Origin of the sequence: Marinimicrobium hydrolyticum, from assembly GCF_030848505.1 — a bacterium.
Lineage (GTDB): Bacteria > Pseudomonadota > Gammaproteobacteria > Pseudomonadales > Cellvibrionaceae > JAVDDU01.
Map to the genome: position 1 here is coordinate 128,994 of NZ_JAVDDU010000004.1, position 17,779 is coordinate 146,772.

12 protein-coding genes are annotated in these 17,779 nt (G+C 54.7%); 9 read left to right on the top strand and 3 right to left on the bottom strand.

The window, feature by feature from the left end; all coding sequences use genetic code 11:
• Positions 1-196: 196 nt before the first annotated feature.
• The 9 genes from RBH33_RS09175 (at position 197) to RBH33_RS09215 (ending at position 13,822) form a co-directional block, all read left to right on the top strand.
• Positions 197-2,698: a type I restriction-modification system subunit M gene (locus RBH33_RS09175; protein ID WP_306731875.1), complete on the top strand. Its 2,502-nt coding sequence runs from the start codon at positions 197-199 to the stop codon at positions 2,696-2,698.
• The gene (locus RBH33_RS09180) at positions 2,691-3,929 is read left to right on the top strand and encodes a restriction endonuclease subunit S (protein ID WP_306731876.1); all 1,239 of its coding nucleotides are present in this window, start codon (positions 2,691-2,693) and stop codon (positions 3,927-3,929) included. The genes RBH33_RS09175 and RBH33_RS09180 overlap by 8 nt, the downstream gene beginning before the upstream one ends.
• Before the next feature lie 85 nt (positions 3,930-4,014).
• Complete coding sequence (locus RBH33_RS09185) at positions 4,015-4,218, top strand: hypothetical protein (protein ID WP_306731877.1); 204 nt, start codon at positions 4,015-4,017, stop codon at positions 4,216-4,218.
• Between the two features lie 13 nt (positions 4,219-4,231).
• Positions 4,232-7,561 carry a type I restriction endonuclease subunit R gene (locus RBH33_RS09190; RefSeq protein WP_306731878.1) on the top strand — a complete coding sequence of 1,110 codons (3,330 nt, stop codon included), beginning with the start codon at positions 4,232-4,234 and terminating at the stop codon, positions 7,559-7,561.
• On the top strand, positions 7,558-8,253 hold the full coding sequence (locus RBH33_RS09195) for a M48 family metallopeptidase (protein ID WP_306731879.1): 696 nt from the start codon (positions 7,558-7,560) through the stop codon (positions 8,251-8,253). The genes RBH33_RS09190 and RBH33_RS09195 overlap by 4 nt, the downstream gene beginning before the upstream one ends.
• Positions 8,254-8,341: 88 nt before the next feature.
• Positions 8,342-10,594: an McrB family protein gene (locus RBH33_RS09200; protein WP_306731880.1), complete on the top strand. Its 2,253-nt coding sequence runs from the start codon at positions 8,342-8,344 to the stop codon at positions 10,592-10,594.
• Position 10,595: 1 nt separating this feature from the next.
• Positions 10,596-12,146: a DUF2357 domain-containing protein gene (locus RBH33_RS09205; protein WP_306731881.1), complete on the top strand. Its 1,551-nt coding sequence runs from the start codon at positions 10,596-10,598 to the stop codon at positions 12,144-12,146.
• A gap of 184 nt (positions 12,147-12,330) precedes the next feature.
• Positions 12,331-12,615 carry a type II toxin-antitoxin system HigB family toxin gene (locus RBH33_RS09210; RefSeq protein ID WP_306731882.1) on the top strand — a complete coding sequence of 95 codons (285 nt, stop codon included), beginning with the start codon at positions 12,331-12,333 and terminating at the stop codon, positions 12,613-12,615.
• A gap of 16 nt (positions 12,616-12,631) precedes the next feature.
• Positions 12,632-13,822 carry an ImmA/IrrE family metallo-endopeptidase gene (locus tag RBH33_RS09215; protein WP_306731883.1) on the top strand — a complete coding sequence of 397 codons (1,191 nt, stop codon included), beginning with the start codon at positions 12,632-12,634 and terminating at the stop codon, positions 13,820-13,822.
• Between the two features lie 35 nt (positions 13,823-13,857).
• Here RBH33_RS09215 and RBH33_RS09220 read toward each other — a convergent pair whose 3' ends face one another.
• The 3 genes from RBH33_RS09220 to RBH33_RS09230 form a co-directional block, all read right to left on the bottom strand.
• Complete coding sequence (locus tag RBH33_RS09220; RefSeq protein ID WP_306731884.1) at positions 13,858-15,750, bottom strand: hypothetical protein; 1,893 nt, start codon at positions 15,748-15,750, stop codon at positions 13,858-13,860.
• Between the two features lie 618 nt (positions 15,751-16,368).
• Positions 16,369-17,259: a peroxiredoxin family protein gene (locus RBH33_RS09225; protein ID WP_306731885.1), complete on the bottom strand. Its 891-nt coding sequence runs from the start codon at positions 17,257-17,259 to the stop codon at positions 16,369-16,371.
• Positions 17,256-17,768, bottom strand: a complete 513-nt coding sequence (locus RBH33_RS09230) for a TlpA family protein disulfide reductase (RefSeq protein WP_306731886.1) — start codon at positions 17,766-17,768, stop codon at positions 17,256-17,258. Before RBH33_RS09230 ends, RBH33_RS09225 begins: the two co-directional genes overlap by 4 nt.
• Positions 17,769-17,779: the final 11 nt, after the last annotated feature.

Genomic DNA, 17,779 nt, shown 5'->3' on the forward strand with positions numbered 1-17,779 from the left:
ACGCACTCCAACGCCTCAATCTCTGCCCATAATGCGCGCCGAGTTTCTGCCTGCAAACGCCCACTGATTCTGATACTGGTGGCCAATTCGGTTGGGGTTCTGTGATAACCCAACTAAGATACCGACTTTAGCCTCCTATGCCCGGCATAAGGGGCGAGCGGATAAGAAACAAGCATTCATTTATCTAGGACGTTGTATGCCCCTAACCCTCTCCCAACTCGAACGCCACTTATTCAACGCCGCCGACATCCTGCGCGGCAAAATGGACGCTTCGGAATTTAAGGAATACATCTTCGGCATGCTGTTCCTCAAGCGCTGCTCGGATGTATTCGAAGAGCGCCGCGAGCAGGTGATTGCCGACCAGAAAGCCAAGGGCAAGTCCGAAACCGAGGCCACCGAAATCGCCGAAAACCGGCTCTGGTACAAAAATTCCTTCTATGTGCCGGAGCACTCCCGCTGGAGCTACCTGGTCAAGGAAGTACACAAAAACGTCGGCGACGCCCTCAACACCGCCTTGGGCGGCCTGGAGCAGGGCAACACCAGCCTGCAGGACGTGCTGGAGCATATCGACTTCAATCGCAAGGTGGGCCAGAGCAAGCTGCCGGATATCAAACTGCGCGGGTTGATTAACCACTTCAACAAATACCGCCTGCGCGACCGGGACTTTGAATTTCCGGACCTGCTGGGCGCCGCCTACGAATACCTGATTGGCGACTTTGCCGACTCCGCCGGTAAAAAGGGCGGCGAGTTCTATACGCCCCGCCCGGTGGTGCGCTTAATGGTGCGGCTGTTAAAGCCCGAGCAGGGCCACCGCGTTTACGACCCCTGCTGCGGCTCCGGCGGTATGCTGATTGCCGCCAAGGAGTGGATCGACGAGCACGGCGGCGAGGGCTACCGGCTGGACTGCTACGGCCAGGAGGCCGCCGGCACCGTCTGGTCCATTGCCAAAATGAACATGCTGCTGCACGGCATCACCACCGCCAACCTGCAGAACGACGACACTCTGGAAAAGCCCCGCCACATCAAAGACGGCGAGCTGCAGCGCTTTGACCGTATCCTTACCAACCCGCCGTTTTCCATCAACTTCGGCAGCAAAGACGAAGACGAAACCGGCCAGCCGGTGTTCCAGCCCTTACACCGCGAGCGCTTCCAATACGGCGAGGTGCCCCTGGGCAGCAAAAAGGCGGACCTGATGTTCCTGCAGCATATGCTCGCCGTATGTGCCGAAGGCGGCATGGTGGCCACCGTGCTGCCCCACGGCGTGTTGTTTCGCGGCGGCGACGAGCAGCGCATCCGCGCCGGCATTATTGAGCACGACCTGCTGGAAGCAGTGATCGGCCTGCCGCCCAACCTGTTTTATGGCACCGGCATTCCCGCCTGCATACTGGTGCTGCGCCAGCGCGTGAGCGAAGGCGCCCAGCAGGTGAGCAGCAAACACCCGAACAACCGGGGCAAAACCCTGTTTATCAATGCCGACCGGGAATACTTCGAGGGCCGGGCGCAAAACTACCTGATGCCCGAGCACATCGAAAAAATCGCCGCTGTCTACGAGGCCTTTGCCGAAGGCGAGGGGCGGGACATCCCCGGCTTTGCCAGCATCGTCAGCACCGACACCCTGCGCGAGAACGGCTACAACCTGAACATCCGCCGCTACGCGGACAACGCCCCGCCGCCGGAGCCCCACGACGTACACGCCCACCTGGTGGGCGGCATTCCCGAGGTGGAGATTGCCGCCAAGTTGCCCCTGTTCCAGGCTCATGGCCTGAACCCCGAAGACCTGTTCCAGCCTAAAGCCGGCGACCCGGGCTACCAGCTGTTTCGCGAGTCGTTCGGCCAAAAAGCGGACATCAAACCCGCCATCGAGCAAAACGCCGGGGTGCAGGCTCAGGAACAAGCCCTGCGCGACGCTTTTAACCACTGGTGGCAACACCACAGCCAGAGCATCACGGCACTGGCCCAACACCGGGAATACGCCGCCCTGCGCAAAGAGCTGCTCAGCAGTTTTAGCGAGGCCCTGAAACCCATCGGCCTGCTGGACGACTTTCAAATCAGCGGCATGATCGCCGGCTTCTGGCACCAGCAAAAATACGACTTTCTCACCCTGATGGCGCGCGACAGCCGCGGCGTCGTGGACGCCTGGCGCACCAGCATCCTTACCGCCATGGAGGACAAAAACAACAAAGACGACCCGTTGGAACACAAGCTGGTGAAGTTTTTATTGAATGGTTTTTTGGAAGAGCTGCAACAATTGGAAAACCGCAAAGCCGAGCTGGACAGCCAGGTCAAAGCCGCCGAGGAACAGCTACCCAAAAGCGGGGACGATGACGATGAAAGCGATAACGAGCCGCTGAGCGAAGCGGAAATCACCAAGCTGGAAAAACAGATTAAAACCTGGAAACAGCAGCGCACCGCCAACGCCAAAAAACTCAAGGAAAAACAGGCCGCCCTGCCGGAGGAACTCAATGCCGGTGTGGACGCCTTGGACAATACCCAGGCCGCCGAACTGCTGCTCAATATTCTGCACAACGATATGCACAGCATCGTCGAGCGCTATATCAGTGCCCAGCGCCAACAAGTGATCGCGGCCGTGGAACGCTGGTGGGACAAATACCAAGTGACGCTCACTGAGATTGAACAAGAGCGGGATCAGGCGGCGAAGCAACTGGCCGGGTATTTGGAGGGGTTGGGGTATGTCTGACTACAGAAAGCTCGGCGACGTTTCCTTTGCGGTCAAAGACAAAATCAATGGAATTAAAGACGCGAACCTAAAGTATATTGGGCTTGAACATTTAGACTCTTCTAGTTCTTACTTGAATGGATATGCAGAACCTAGCGTGTCTATTAGCACCAATTCGGTGTTCAAGTCTGGCGATACCATATTTGGAAAACTAAGGCCTAACTTAAGAAAGAGCGTTCTAGCCCCTTTTGACGGATACTGTTCGACAGACTTGTTGGTACTGCGGTCAGCTGACGATGTTGTCCCAGAATACGCTGCGAGAGTATTCCAGTCTGAGAGTGTTTTTCGGTGTGCGGAAGAAACCGCTGTTGGCACTAAAATGCCAAGGACCTCCTGGGCACAACTCAGACAACTTAAAGTCTTTTGTCCTGAGCAGGCTGAGCAGAAAACCATCGCCAATATCCTCGACACCCTGGACACCCAAATCCGCCAAACCGAGGCCATTATCGCCAAACTGCAGCAGGTCAAGCAGGGCCTGCTGCACGACCTGCTGACGCGCGGTATCGACGCCAACGGCCAACTCCGCCCACCTCGCGACCAAGCCCCCGAACTCTATAAAGAATCGCCGCTGGGGTGGATTCCGAGGGAATGGGAACTCCATGAGCTTCAGAGCTTGTCTTCAAAAATAGTTGACGGGACTCATTTTACTCCAACCTATACAGATAGTGGCGTTCCCTTTTTGCGAGTAACTAATGTTCAGTCTCGTACCATTGACCCCACAAAAACCAAGTATATTTCTAAGGCTGAGCATAGTTTTCTTACCGCGAGGTGTGCTCCTCAAAAGGGCGACATATTGCTGTCGAAAAACGGGACAGTGGGTATTGCTAAACTGGTTGATTGGGACTGGGAGTTCTCCATTTTTGTGAGCTTGGCGATGATTCGGCTGGTTGACCCAGAAAAAACGAATCCCAGCTATGTTACATCGGTTCTTAATTCAAATGTTTTGAAGTTGCAGATTCAGAATAGGTCCAAGCAAGGCACGGTAATTAACCTTCATCTTGAAGAGATCCGAGAGTTTTTGATGCCGGTTCCTGGTCGCGATGAGCAAGACCAAATTACGGCTGCCATCCGAAAGTTTGAGCAGAAGTTGTTTTCCGAAGAAAAAACACTCGGGAAACTCAAAAAACAAAAATCCGGCCTAATGGACGACCTCCTAACCGGCCGCGTCCGCGTCAATTCGGGGGCCTGTTAACGCCAATTGAATAATCGCTGTTGCAACTGAAAAAGCGCGACAAAATTTGAACTGTACCGGAGAGAGCGAAGTGTTTTGTTATTGTATGAATACTATGAAAATTAAACTGACGCGCTTTTTTCAGTCGCAACCCGTTGGGCCGGGGCCATTTTTTCGCCCAGCGGCGTTATCGGTCGCTTATTTGGCGCTGCCAAACCGCGCTCCCTCTGCCTTGCTGGACAAAAAACTGTCCTCCGGCAGCGATCATCCAATTGGCGCCAACAGGCCCTTAACCGCCAAAGCCAGCTAACAGGAGTTTGTTTATGGGCCCGGAGTTACAGTACAGCGAACAGCCCTTAATCGACCAGCTGGTGGCTATGGGCTGGACCTTTACCCCCGGCAGCCTGGATAACCCGGCGGCCACCGGGCGCAAGAGCTTTGCCGAGGTATTGCAAACCGACGTACTGCGCGCCCAGCTAAAACGGATCAATACCCGCACTTTGGACAATGGCGAGCAGGTGGAGTGGCTGGACGAGGAGCGCATCAGCAGTGCGGTCTCGGCTCTTACTCGCATTGCCGCGCCGGGGCTGATGGAGGCCAACCAGGTTGCCACGGAATTATTGACCGAGGGCTTTGTGGTAGACGGCCTGGCGGATTGGGACGGCGGGCGTTCGCGCACCATCCATTTCATCGACTGGGAAAACCCGACCAATAATCAGTTCACCGTGATCAACCAATTCAAGGTGCAGTGCCCGCCGGGGCACGACAGCGTCAAACAGCATGTGATTCCGGATTTGGTGCTGCTGGTCAACGGCATTCCGCTGGTGGTGGTTGAGTGCAAAAGCCCAACCGCCAGCTCCGCGCCAGTGAGTGAGGCCATTGACCAGTTACGCCGCTATTCCAATCAGCGCTTTGCCCAGGGCGAGGTAAGCGATAACGAAGGCGCACCGGCGCTGTTCAATACCAATCAGTTTATGCTGGCCACCTGTTTTGATGATTGCTTGGTGGGCACCCTGGCCGCCGGCAGCGGCCACTACCTACCTTGGAAAACCGTGGCAGGCATCGACAACCCCCACCGCACCGAGGCCGAGGTGGCAGACCGCCTGGGAGTCAAAAGCCTCTCGCCCCAGCAGCGCACCGTGGCGGGCATGTTGGATAAAGCCAACCTGCTGGACATAGTGCGTCACTTTACCCTGTTTATGACCACCGGCGGCCAGACCATCAAACTGGTGTGCCGCTATCAGCAGTATCGCGGCGTGGTCAAAGCCACTCACCGCCTGAAAAACGGCAAAACCCGCAAGCAGGACGGCGAATACGACCGCCGCGGCGGCATTGTCTGGCACACCCAGGGCTCGGGCAAAAGCCTGACCATGGTGTTCGCCCTGCGCCGTATTCGCACGGACCCGGCCCTGCGCCGCTTTAAAGTGGTGGTGGTCACCGACCGCAACGACCTGCAAAAACAGCTCTCCGGCACCGCCACCTTGAGTGGCGAGGCGGTGCAAATCGCCAAGAACAGCCAGGCCCTGAAAAACATGCTGCGCCAAGACGGGCCGGGGCTGGTGTTCGCCATGATCCAAAAATACCGGGACGAGGCCAGCAAGCTCGGCGACTTTGAGCAGTTGAACAACAGCGAAGATATTCTGGTAATGGTGGACGAGGCCCACCGCACCCAGGCCGGCGACCTGCACGCCAACCTGCTGGCCAGCCTGCCCAACTGCGCGCGCATCGGCTTTACCGGCACGCCCATTATCATGGGCGAGAAAAAACGCACCCACGAAATCTTCGGCGAGTTTATCGACAAGTACACCATCCGCGAGGCGGAGGCCGATGGGGCCACCGTACCCGTGCTGTACGAAGGCCGCACGGTGCAGGGCGCGGTGAAAGACGGCAGCAGTCTGGACGAGTTGTTTGAAGATTTTTTTGCTGGCAAAAGCGACGACGAGCTGGAGGCGATCAAAAAGAAGTACGCCACCAAGGGCAATGTGCTGGAAGCGCCCAAGCTGATCGACGAAAAAGCGCGGGACATGCTGCGCCACTACGTCACCTACATTCTGCCTAATGGTTTTAAAGCCCAAGTGGTGGCCTATAGCCGCCTGGCGGCGGTGCGCTACAAAAGCGCCTTTGATAAAGCCCGAGACGAGCTGCTAGGCGAAGCAGGCTACCTGAGCCCGGACATCAAAGCCCTGGACGATGAAGAACTGTGTCGCAAGTCCCCCAAAATGCAGGCGCTAGTGCAGGCCTGGCGCTACCGGGAACTGATTGGCCGATTGCAGTTTGCCACCATTATCTCCGGCGATAATAACGACGGCAGCGAGTGGGCCGAACACACCGACCGCGCCGCCCAAGACCTGGCCATTGAGCGTTTCAAAAAACCGCTGCTGCCCAAAGAAGGGGCCGGCAAAGACAATAGCGACTCGCTGGCTTTTTTGATCGTCAAATCCATGCTGCTCACCGGCTTTGATGCCCCCATTGAAGGCGTCATGTACCTGGACCGTTCCATTCGCGAAGCGGAACTGCTGCAAACCATCGCCCGCGTCAACCGCACCGGCTTTGGCAAAACCGCCGGCATTGTGGTGGATTACTATGGTGTGGCCAATCACCTGAAAGCCGCACTGGCCGCCTACAGCGATGAAGACGTGGACGGCGCCCTGCGCAGCCTGAAAGACGAAATCCCCGCTCTGCGCGACCGCCACCTGCGGGCAGTGGACGTGCTGCGCGCCCGTGGCATGGAAGACCTAAACGATATCGAAACCTGCGTGCAGGCCCTGGACAGCGAGCGCCTGCGCCAGGAGTTTGGGGTAAAGGTCAAAGCCTTTATGCAGAGCCTGGACCTGGTGTTGCCCCGCCCGGAGGCCTTGCCCTTTACCCAGGACGCCAAACAACTGGCCATGATCTACGCCGCCGCCCGGCGCCGCTACCGCGACGGCCCGGTGCTGGGCAAAGACGTGGGTGCCAAGGTGCGCAAGCTGATTGACGATCACGTGATCTCCTTAGGCATCGACCCGAAAATCGCCCCGGTGAATCTGACCGATGCCAGCTTCAGCCAGCAGCTGAACCAAGTGCGCGAGCAAGCAGCCTGTTACAACGCCGATCCCGAGAAAGCCCAAAAAGCCGTGGCCTCGGAAATGGAGCACGCCATTCGCAGCCACGTGCAGCAAAAGCTGGATGAAGACCCGGTGTACTACGGCAAACTCAGTGAGCGCTTAAAGGAAATACTGGACGGGCTGGAAGGGCAGTGGGCCGAGCTGATTACCGCACTGCAATCCATCATCGACGAGGTCAACAGCGGCAGCACCCAGCACGAGGCGGGTTTGCCCGATGTGCCGGAGCACTACCTGCCGTTCTACCGCATGCTGCGCGCCGCCAAATGCGGCGATGCCCAGCCTGATATGGCGGTGGAAGCAGACCTGATCACCCTCACCGAAAGCCTGGTGGAATACATCAGCCGCGAGGTAAAAACCTCCAGCTTCTGGCAACCCCACCGCCGTCCCATGCAGGAGTCTTTGGAGCAGGCCTTGTTTGAGCGCATCGTCGACAGTGAACTGTTGGATTTCAACGATGTGCCGCCGCTGGTTGATAAGTTGCGGGAATTGGCTAAAGCCAACAGCTATAAGCTGGAGCAGGACGAAGAACAGGAAAAGGAACGGGAATGATCGTTACCGTCGACGACTTAACCATCCCCGTGCGCGAAAGCGCCCATCGCCGCACTTTGCAACTGACGGTGGAACGCGACTGCTCGCTACTGCTGACATCTCCCCCGGGCGTAGAAGTTGAAACGCTGGAAGCCTTTGTGCGCAGCAAACAGCCCTGGGTGTACAAAAAGCTCGCCGAAAAGGCGCTGATGCAGAAAACCATTCGCCACAAACAGTTTGTGCAGGGTGAGGGCTTTATGTACCTGGGCCGTCACCACCGACTGAATCTGATGGATGACGAACTGCCTGAACCGCTAAAACTGATCAACGGCCGGTTTCACCTGCGCCGCGATGCCGTGCCCGAAGCCCGCCAACACTTTATCCGCTGGTACAGCCAGCGCGGTAAAACCTGGCTTTGGCAGCGCGTGCAGGACTTTGCCGCCCGCCTGGAAGTGAAACCCGCCGGCGTGAAAGTGCAGGATTTGGGCTACCGCTGGGGCTCCTGCGGTAAGGGCGAAATGCTCTACTTCCACTGGAAAACCATTCTCCTGCCCGCGCGCATCGCCGAATACGTTGTGGTTCACGAACTGGTGCATCTGCACGAGCCCAACCATTCAGCTGAGTTCTGGTTGCGACTGGAACGCGCCATGCCCGACTATGAAGAGCGCAAACAGTGGTTGGCTGAGCATGGGATGGATGTGGAGGGGCTTTGACAGCGGACTGAGCTGCGATAGTCACACAAGCTTCAATGTAAGAACTCAGCAAGAATGTTAAACACAAGCTACAGGACAAAACAAAACTATGGATACTAAGCTTTTAGGTGACGAGCAGTTGCGGTCGGTTTTGACCAGCATCAATCCTGGCGAGCGCCACCCGGAATGGATTAAGGGGCTGACGGAATTTTTAAGCTATGTCCAGAATGCTGATCTGGCGCTTCGCAAGAGCCGGGAGTTCCAATGGCGGTTATGGGAGGAAAACAAAGTTAGCGGTGTGGGAATGGGTACTGTCGATGTCACCGCCGCTATTGAAGCGCCGGAGTTCCGAGAGTGGCTTGCGGAGGAGTCTGTCAAACCGCTACCGAGTGCCCCTGATGCGCGTCTTGCATACTTTCAAAGTTTCCATGACGCTATCGTAGCCCGCATTAAGAATTATTCTAAACGTGTGCCGTGGGTAAAAATATACCGGGTGCTGGCAGCACTTTATCCAGCGTATTTCACCACTATCACGAACCGCCGTATGGCATTGGAATGCCACCGTGCCCTGTTCGGCAAACAAAAGAAACCGAATGGAGTGAAGCGCCAGATTGACATCATGGCGCGCCTCGAAACTCTGTTAGGGGCTGTAGAACCGAGGCCCAAATCCTGGGCGGAAAGAATGACGCTACCCTGGATGGTCTTTCAGGACCATGTTCAAGATACTGGTGCCGGCACAGAGGTGGAAGCTGCGACCGATGAAGGCGAAGTTACGCTCAAGCCATTACCAGCATTGCAACGCCGCAAGGGCTTTACCAGCATTCGTGGTGGACTCTCCACCATCGCGAGTGCACTTAGCTTTGTAGTTGACGGGGTTACACGGGAGGAGTTGGTAGATTTTCTTCGCTCCGAGTTCCCAGATTACCGTGATAGCAGCCTGAGAACGCTGGTTAACATACTGAAGAACGAGTTCTACGTTGTTCAGGAGGAAGACGGCATTATCACTCCTACTGCACGAGGGGAGCTGTATCTCGAGAGCCAGGACCCTCAGGAACTGATCCCTCTGTTTATCGCAAGAACACTTGGCGTGGATCATGTGCTTACCGCACTGAAGGATGGTGACAAGGACGGTCACGAGCTCATTAACCTCCTACAGCAGGTCAACCCCGGGTGGACTTCGAACTATGCACCAGGCGCTATGCTTAAGTGGCTGCGGGACTTCGAACTGCTGGAAGCCCTACCCAATGGGCGATACCGACTAACGGATATTGGACGCGATTGGACGGCCCAGATTTACTGGGAGCCAGAGTTTCTGAATGCCAGTAAAACCGAGGATACTGCGGAAGTTCCAGCCGTAGAAGCTAAAGCGGTAGCAATTGATACAGTTGATCAAGCGGCTTTAGTCGACGAAGTAACGAGGGACACGGCGTTTCCGGAGCGCTTAGTAAGGCAACTACACCTAGGGCTATGGTCCCACCCAAGGCGGCACTTTGCCATTCTTGCCGGATTGTCGGGCTCTGGAAAAACCATGCTGGCGCAGCGTTATGGTGAGTCGCTAGTGAGTCAATTTGGACTGACCGCTGAACAAAATGTTTTTGTTCAAGCTGTGCAGCCCGGTTGGTACGATGCAACTCCACTCTTTGGATACATCAATCCGTTGCTACCCGAGAATTATATACGCTCGCCACTGTTGGATTTTTTGTTGCGCGCAGCAAACCACCCAGATCAGCCCTTTATCGCCATTCTCGATGAAATGAACCTTTCTCACCCCGAACAGTATTTTGCTCCCGTTTTATCGGCGATGGAGTCCGGCGGCCGTTTACACCTGCACAACGAGGGCGATACTTTCGATGGCGTGCCACATGTAATCCCATACCCCGCTAACGTGGCTTTTATCGGTACTGTAAATATGGATGAGACGACTCATGGGATTTCTGACAAGGTGCTTGATAGGGCATTTACCCTAGAATTCTGGGATATTGATTTGGCGGACTATCCACGGTGGGAAGAATTCACCTTGGAGCCAGAGGAATTAGCCGCCACCCGCCAATGCCTACAAGAGCTACTGGAGGCTCTGGCGCCGGAACGGCTGCATTTTGGTTGGCGTTCTGTTGAAGACGTTCTCGCTTATCTACAACTCGCAAAAGCATCGCCTGACTTCAACATCACCGTTGGACTGGACGAAGTGATCTACGCTCGGATCTTGCCAAAACTCCGAGGCACGGAAAGCCAACGACTGCACCATGCCTTGACGCAGGTTCTTGCGGTCCTGAACAGATTTCAGCTTAAACGATGTGAAGCCAAAGTTCAGGCTCTTAAGGTAGATCTTTCAGATACAGGCATGATGCGGTTCTGGCGCTAATATGAAGCTCGAAGTCTTCCGTCAAGAGCGTGACAGCTTAACCCTAGTTGGGCATTTATCTACGGAATCGAAGCTGTACGGACTGCACGAATCGCAACACTACTTGATTCGCTGCCCCAATAGACTTGCGCGGCTCTTCGTCGATGACATGCCGGTAGAGCTGGATAGCCGATATGAGTATTGGCGCTGGTCACCAGGCTACTATGCCGGTGAAGTTGGTTTGGAGCTGGAGTTGCCCACCACACAGATACCATTGCTCTTTGTTGCAGATATCGGTCCTTCGCCATATAAAACAGGCCGAGAACAATATGCTGAGTATCTTGCCGATATCGCAGACTACGCTCCTGAGCTGTTATTGGGAAATGAGCCATCTCAACATGGTTTAGGGGGTCGATCTGAAAACGAGCTGAACTTGTGGATACGGTACGCTCGCTTGAGGCAATTCATTGACCGCTATATATCAGGCCTAGGCTATATCATTGAACGGCCTATTATCCGTACTCGTGGTCGGCGGGAGCAAGTGGCTTTTCCGAGCGTGAAACGCGTCGATGGTGCGACGTTACGGCAACTTTCATGTAATCCCCACGTAATGCTGGCGCTTTCGGGTACGGATGGTTTAAAGGTAGACGTACGCGATAAGCGCATCGACGTTCCGTTTCATGAGCCAACTTACGATAATCCAGCCAATCGGTTGATTACCCGACAACTTCATGCCGTTCAGCGATTAGTCAGGGGACTGATCAAATTATTCTCCGATTATTCAGGCCAAGCCTCTGATACCGAAACTGACATCGCGCCGCGCCTGCCTCGGCGCATTGCATATTTGGAAAACATCGACCGCAAGCTGGCTAGACTTGCTCGTAGTGAGCCTTTTCACGCAGCAGATGTCGCGAACTGTAGTGCAGCGGAGCTTAATGCCGTATCGGGTAATCCGCATTACAGTATGACGCACCATACTGGGGTTCGGCTGCTCAGGCTCGGTATTTCTGAGCTTGCTGAAGATGAACAACACTATCTAGCACCGACCTGGGAGATCTATGAGGCTTGGTGCTTTGTCGCGATCGACCAGCAACTGCAAGCATTTTTTCCCGATTACCATTGGCGACTGCGCGCCAAGAAGCCGGCGTGCTTCTTGTTGGAGGGGCAATCCCCCGAACGAACGTTGCGGCTTTACTCTCAGATGACCTGTCGCTCACTGGAGTCGGTAAACCAGTACGGGTATTGTTCAATTAGTCGGGAGCGGCGCCCAGACCTAGTGTTAGAGGTGGACGAAGATGGATCAAAGCGGTTTATCTGTTTAGATAGTAAATACTCGTCTAGTAAAACGCGTATATTAGACTCTATGGCGTCCGCTCATATTTACCGGGATTCGCTACGGCTGTGTGGTCGCAGGCCGGAGCTGTCCTTGATTCTGGTTCCCGCGAATCCAGACGTTGGAAGGCTAGCAGATCAGGAGTACCAGGAAAGGCATGGAGTGGGGTGCGTAACTCTATCCAACCAGAATGACGCACGCTCCGTTGTGCGGAAATTGCTAGATGAGCTGGCAATTTAGATTCACCGATTTCGAAATGGCGTGATGAGTAGGCGGCAGAATGATCAATTTAATGGTCGCCCGTCACAAGAACTTTGATTTGGAAGGCCCATGGGCTCGTCATATAACAAATTCTTATTAATTATTAGTTCCCTTTGCGGGAACACATCAGCTATAGTTCCCATTATGGGAACCTGAGGTTGTTATGAGAGTCTTAGGACGAGACAAGCTGGATGCCTTTATTAGAAAACACGCCAATTCAAAAAGCGCCCTGGGAAGCTGGCTTGCGGAAGCGGAAGAAGCAACCTGGGAAACGCCCGATCAGGTACGGGACCGCTACCCCAGGGCGAGCATTCTCCCGAACAACAAGGTGGTGTTCCGCCTTAAAGGCAACGACTATCGCCTGGTTGTAACCGCGCGTTATCAGCGGGGTATCTTGAAGGTGGAATGGGTGGGCACCCACGCGGAATATGACAAGCAGACCTTCTAGGAAGGAGGGTAAGGTGATGATGAAACTAATTAAATCCGAATCTGAGCATCAGGCCGCGCTGGCGCGCCTGGATGAACTGTTCGATCTGGACCCTGCTCCCGGCACTGCCGAGAGCGACGAGATTGACGTGCTAGCACTGCTGATAGAAGCCTATGAAAAAGAGGCTTTCCCGATAGACTTGCCAAGCCCTGTCGAAGCCGTCAAGTTTCGGATGGAACAGCAGGGATTGGCGCAAAAAGATTTGGTCCCGTACATCGGGTCTAAGTCTAAAGTGTCCGAGGTGCTAAGTGGCAAACGCGCTCTTAGCCTCAATATGATCCGCAAGCTACACGAAGGGCTGGGCATTCCATACGATGTTCTGATGCAGAATCAAGTTCCGATAGATCTACCTAGGGAAGTAGATTGGTGTGCTTTTCCGCTACAAGAAATGCGCAAGCGAGGATTATTCGGGCAGATCAATGAGACCTACGTCAACATCAAGGAGTATGCCGAAGAGCTGGTTGGTGGATTCTTTTCGAAAGTGCCGGGAGCTTCTCAAAGCGCCCCCGCGCTCCTGCGCTCTACCGCCCATGCGACCAGCAACTCGAAAGTAGATGACCCTTACGCGCTGTGGGCTTGGAAGGCGGAAACCATGTTTAAGGCGGCGCAGCTGCACTGCGGCACATATGACCAAGAAGTGTTAACACCCATCTTTTTCCGCGACCTGGCAACACTTTCCACTGAAACCGATGGCCCGATCAAAGCGATGCAAGTGTTGAGTGCTGTTGGCGTGCGCGCTGTGGTAGTACCTAAGTACGAAGGCACTTATCTGGATGGCGCTGCTTTTCTGCTTGCAGATGGGCAGCCAGTAGTCGCTTTGACATTACGTTACAACCGCTTGGACAACTTTTGGTTTACTCTGCTACACGAACTAGCTCACGTGCGCCTGCACCTGACTGAAGATAATCGATGGATTCTCGATAACCTGGATGACTTGGGGTTGGACAAGATGGAAGAAGAAGCAAATGAGTTAGCTCAGAATTCTTTAATTCCACCAGAGCTCTGGACGGGGGTAATTGCCGACGAACACGATGTCTACAATGTGGCGAAAGAGGCGAAGGTTCACCCTGCAATTGTTGCTGGTCGGATAAGGCATGAAAAGGGCGATCACGCACGCTTCACTCATGTCGTGAAAGAGCCAGTTAAACATTACTTCTCGGGAAATTAACCGAGTAAATTCAGAGCTAGGCTCCTCTAGAGCCTTTACCCTCTCCCAAATCCATCCCTCCGAATATTAAACGTCTGGCTTTGATACTCCTCAACAGCTTCAAACGCCAGGGAAGCGGCGTTGGAGTATTGCTCCTTTAGTTCGGCCTTAAGAGCGGCTTTCTGTTCGCTCAGTACGGTTAGCATGTCTTCTCGCATTTGCTGGCGGTTGATGGCTTCGTCAACTTCGTTAATGGCGATGTCCATGCCTATCCAGGTAGCGGCGGCAAAGGCGGAACCGCAGGCAATCATAAATGGCCCGCACACGGCGCCGGCCGATCCGGAGGCGGCGCCTGCGGCGGCGCGCGCGGTTAGGCGTGCGAACATTTGGGAGATAACGCGATTGCTCGCCGGTCTGGCGGCTACCCGTGAGCCGGTTCCTGCGGTGGCCCGCGCGGCTGGAAGCGCCGCTCGGGTGCCGGCTCTTACGGCGAGCACCCCGGCGGCTGGCCCTACCACGAAACCAGTACCCACCAGCGATTTGTTAACGTAGTCGGTTAAGGGCAAGTCGGGTGTGGCCAGGGTTACGCAATTAGCGCGCTGAACTAACGCATTAAGATAAGCGTCATGTTTTGCGTAAGCCTGGTTTAGGCCGTCACTGAACGTCACGTTCAGGCGGTCATTCAAGCTGCTTAGGCCCGGGCCTATTGCCTCATCAATGTGGCTGTCCATGCGCTCGCCGAGGTGTTCCGCAAACGAAGTCTCACCCACCATAGAGCGGCTCAGGAACAAGAGCTGGGTGTATTGCCCTCGTAAACTGAAATTCCAATCCAGAAAGCTGTCGACGCCTACGTCGGCCTTGGCGAAGGCGTGATCAACGTGGCGGTCGATCTCCTGCTCCATGTGCACCATGAGCTGTTTTTGTTGCTGCGTCAAAGCGCGTTCGGCCTGAGCCGCCAACTCTTGCTGCTCGATGGGCGCTTGCCGTTGGCAAGGGTCGTTCACCAAGGTTTGACGTAGAGTGCCCGACAACGAATTAATAAAAGGCGCCACAGTGACCTGTGAGTTCAATAGGTAAGCTCCGGAACCTAGAACCACGCTTGCCGCAATAGCGGTGGTGAGAATGCCGCGGCGGCGGCTTTGGGGGTCACTTTTTTTGTCTTTTAGAAGCTCAAACACCAAGGACGGGATACCTAACAGTACCGTCCAGATCGCTCCCAGTTTGATGGCGCTGAATACTAAAAATGCTAGCCATGCCGACATCTTGGTTAGCACGGAGCTGTCGGCACCGGAGGTGAGCTGCATGATATGCCAAAGGCTATAAGACACAGCGGAATTGAGCCCAATCAACCAACCCACTTCGTCTAACGCGGCCGATGCGGAATGCTGCGCATAGGCGCTCTGGAAGACTTCTGAGATCGATAAGTAGCGCGTATCGTCTACTTCCAGCCAGAGTATTTGCACGGCTACCAGGGCAATCGTCATCACCGCTAAATTAATGCGGCTGGCAATACGCAACGTGAAGGGAAACCGGTGCTCGGCGCTGAATTGGCCCCCTAGTGACTTGTTACACAAAAGGTACAGCGCCAGGAAGGAGAGAACGCTGCCGAACAAGACGTACCATTCAAACAACTGCAGCCCCGTCACCATCACCAATACAAACAGAGCCGTAATGACGGAGGACACGGCTAAAACCAGCCTTCCGAGGATACTGTTCCAGAAGATACGCCTGGCCCAGCTGGAATCCGTGGTGACATGAGCCAGCAGGGCCCGCCGCTTGATCATCATGAACGGCAGCAGGTAACGATACGCCAGCCACCCCAGCAGCGCGGCGATGACCACGACACGAAAGTGGTCCATTCCAGCCAGGGAGTAGTGCCAAAGCCCCGCCAGGACCCCGACAATCGCGGGCACGGAGTAAAGCCATAACCTGATACTTGAGCCGTGCATGAGTTCGCCTTTGCTTATTTCGACATTGTTCAATTTGTTCAGATAACGGCTAGATTGGCGAAGAACAACACATTATGCGTTATTTTCTAAGTACAACTACGCTGCAGCCTTCGCGTGAATCGCCTTTTCAGGCGCTCAAATCTGCCCACCAACAGACTTATGACCATTTTTTACGCCGTTCTGCGCCATTAAGCGCAAGCTGGGCCGTTGGGGCAGTCTGCGTCTTGTAGACCAATTGGTGCTATAGGGTCCGTCCAGGTCAAGTATGGACCTCTAACAGGCGGTCCGGAAGTGAATTGCACGCCTGAGAGTTGTTAAACACCGACGCCATACGCGCTGGCCGTGCCAGAGAAACAGCGATAGCGATAAAGGAACTGAAAAAGAAGGTAGGATGCTGTGAAACCACAAGGCCCTAATTTGGGGTTCTGACCCTGGCTGTCGGGATGGGAGAGCTGAACGAAGAACTCGTGTTTCTGGGTGGCTGCGCCACGGGGCTGTTAATAACAGACAACGCTGCACCAGGAGATACCGCTAACCAGGCGCGCGCCCCCAAGGTATTGGAAACGCTACGCGCGGTTGCTGAAATTTGTTCAAGCGTGAAAGTGGGGCTAATCGGGACTAATCCCGTCCCTGCAAGCGCTTGGTCAACGGAGTAACATCACTTCCTCTATGGTGGATCTCGCCATTCCTGTTCAGGTGGATAAAGTAGGGCGTGCTGTACACTTTGTAACGCTTAAAGAACGTCAGGTCTTCATCAAAAAGGGCGGGCATGGTCAGGTTGTGCTTTTCCGAAAACGCCTTGCTTGTGGACTGGTCGGAATAGAAGCTGTTGTAAATCAAAACCCAGTTGTGATCTTCAGCACGGTAACTTTGGCTGATCTCCTTAACGGTCTCTTCACAACCCGGGAAGTGAGCCGAAGGGCAAAGGTCGTCCAAAAAAATCAGGTGTACGGTGTCGCCGGCCGAGAATAAGAAATCATCAAGATTGGCTATGTCTTTCACAGATGGAACAAGAGCAATTGCATCGCTAGCATGCTCGTCAGTAGACGCATCCTCGGTCTGTTCAGCAGTCACCTCCATCGACTCATACCCCAAGTGCTTCAGAAAGGTTTCGGTATTGCCAGAGAACACCACCTTGCCATCTTCCAGCAGTACGTGTGTCGGTATGCTGTCCACTGAGAACTGCTGCATTACATGGAAGTAGTCGTCCATCACCAGAGGGGCGGAGTCGGGAAAAGCCTCTTGATACCCTAGAAGGTGATCAGGAGTCACGTTCATGCGCGGTTGGAGCCAGATGGTGGGAACGGCTTCGTGAAACGAATCGGGCAGGGCTTGCAGGGTTGCCTCGGGGCCGTGGCCGCCATAGCTGGCCCAGATGTCGATGAAGACCAAGTGCGCCGGACCTTTTTGCGGAATGGTTATTGTGTTGCCGTTTACCGTTGTTAACTCAGTGTTAGCAGCCGCGAACGGGGTGAATGCGAGTAATAGAACAAGGATAACTTTTTTCACAGTTTTTCTCCGGCAGCTTCATTGAATGCTTCGAGCAGGGCTTGATCAAGTTCGTCTGAGGCGAGGAAGCTTCTGAACGTGATGGTGCCATCCCGCCCGATGACTACGTGGTTGGGTGTGCCGATGACTTTGTACTGCGAGGTAATGGCAGAGCCTTCGTCAAACACAGTGGGTACGGTCACGCGCGCTTCTTCGTACACTTCCCTAATGGCTTTCCTGGAATCGTTAATACCGACGTTAATAGCCAGTACGGTGATAGCTTCTCCATATTCGTCATAAATGTGCTGAGCGTGAGGCAGCTCGTTGATGCAGTAGCGGCACCAGGTAGCCCAGAACTTCAGGTAAATGGGCTTATGGCCTATCAACTCAACGAGATCAACCGCTTCGCCATCCATAGTAGTGGCGGTGAAGCTAGGGGCTTTGTCGCCCACACCCAGTGCTTGCACGGGAAGTGCAACCACCAACGCCAGACCTGCGGCGGTGAGAAAGGAAATCAGTTTTTTTTGCATGGTGTCCTCCG

Excerpts from the sequence above, each read along its gene's own strand:
- RBH33_RS09175 (WP_306731875.1), top strand. The coding sequence starts at position 197 with ATGCCCCTAACCCTCTCCCAACTCGAACGCCACTTATTCAACGCCGCC.
- RBH33_RS09180 (WP_306731876.1), top strand. The coding sequence starts at position 2,691 with ATGTCTGACTACAGAAAGCTCGGCGACGTTTCCTTTGCGGTCAAAGAC.
- RBH33_RS09185 (WP_306731877.1), top strand. The coding sequence starts at position 4,015 with ATGAATACTATGAAAATTAAACTGACGCGCTTTTTTCAGTCGCAACCC.
- RBH33_RS09190 (WP_306731878.1), top strand. The coding sequence starts at position 4,232 with ATGGGCCCGGAGTTACAGTACAGCGAACAGCCCTTAATCGACCAGCTG.
- RBH33_RS09195 (WP_306731879.1), top strand. The coding sequence starts at position 7,558 with ATGATCGTTACCGTCGACGACTTAACCATCCCCGTGCGCGAAAGCGCC.
- RBH33_RS09200 (WP_306731880.1), top strand. The coding sequence starts at position 8,342 with ATGGATACTAAGCTTTTAGGTGACGAGCAGTTGCGGTCGGTTTTGACC.
- RBH33_RS09205 (WP_306731881.1), top strand. The coding sequence starts at position 10,596 with ATGAAGCTCGAAGTCTTCCGTCAAGAGCGTGACAGCTTAACCCTAGTT.
- RBH33_RS09210 (WP_306731882.1), top strand. The coding sequence starts at position 12,331 with ATGAGAGTCTTAGGACGAGACAAGCTGGATGCCTTTATTAGAAAACAC.
- RBH33_RS09215 (WP_306731883.1), top strand. The coding sequence starts at position 12,632 with ATGATGAAACTAATTAAATCCGAATCTGAGCATCAGGCCGCGCTGGCG.
- RBH33_RS09220 (WP_306731884.1), bottom strand. The coding sequence starts at position 15,750 with ATGCACGGCTCAAGTATCAGGTTATGGCTTTACTCCGTGCCCGCGATT.
- RBH33_RS09230 (WP_306731886.1), bottom strand. The coding sequence starts at position 17,768 with ATGCAAAAAAAACTGATTTCCTTTCTCACCGCCGCAGGTCTGGCGTTG.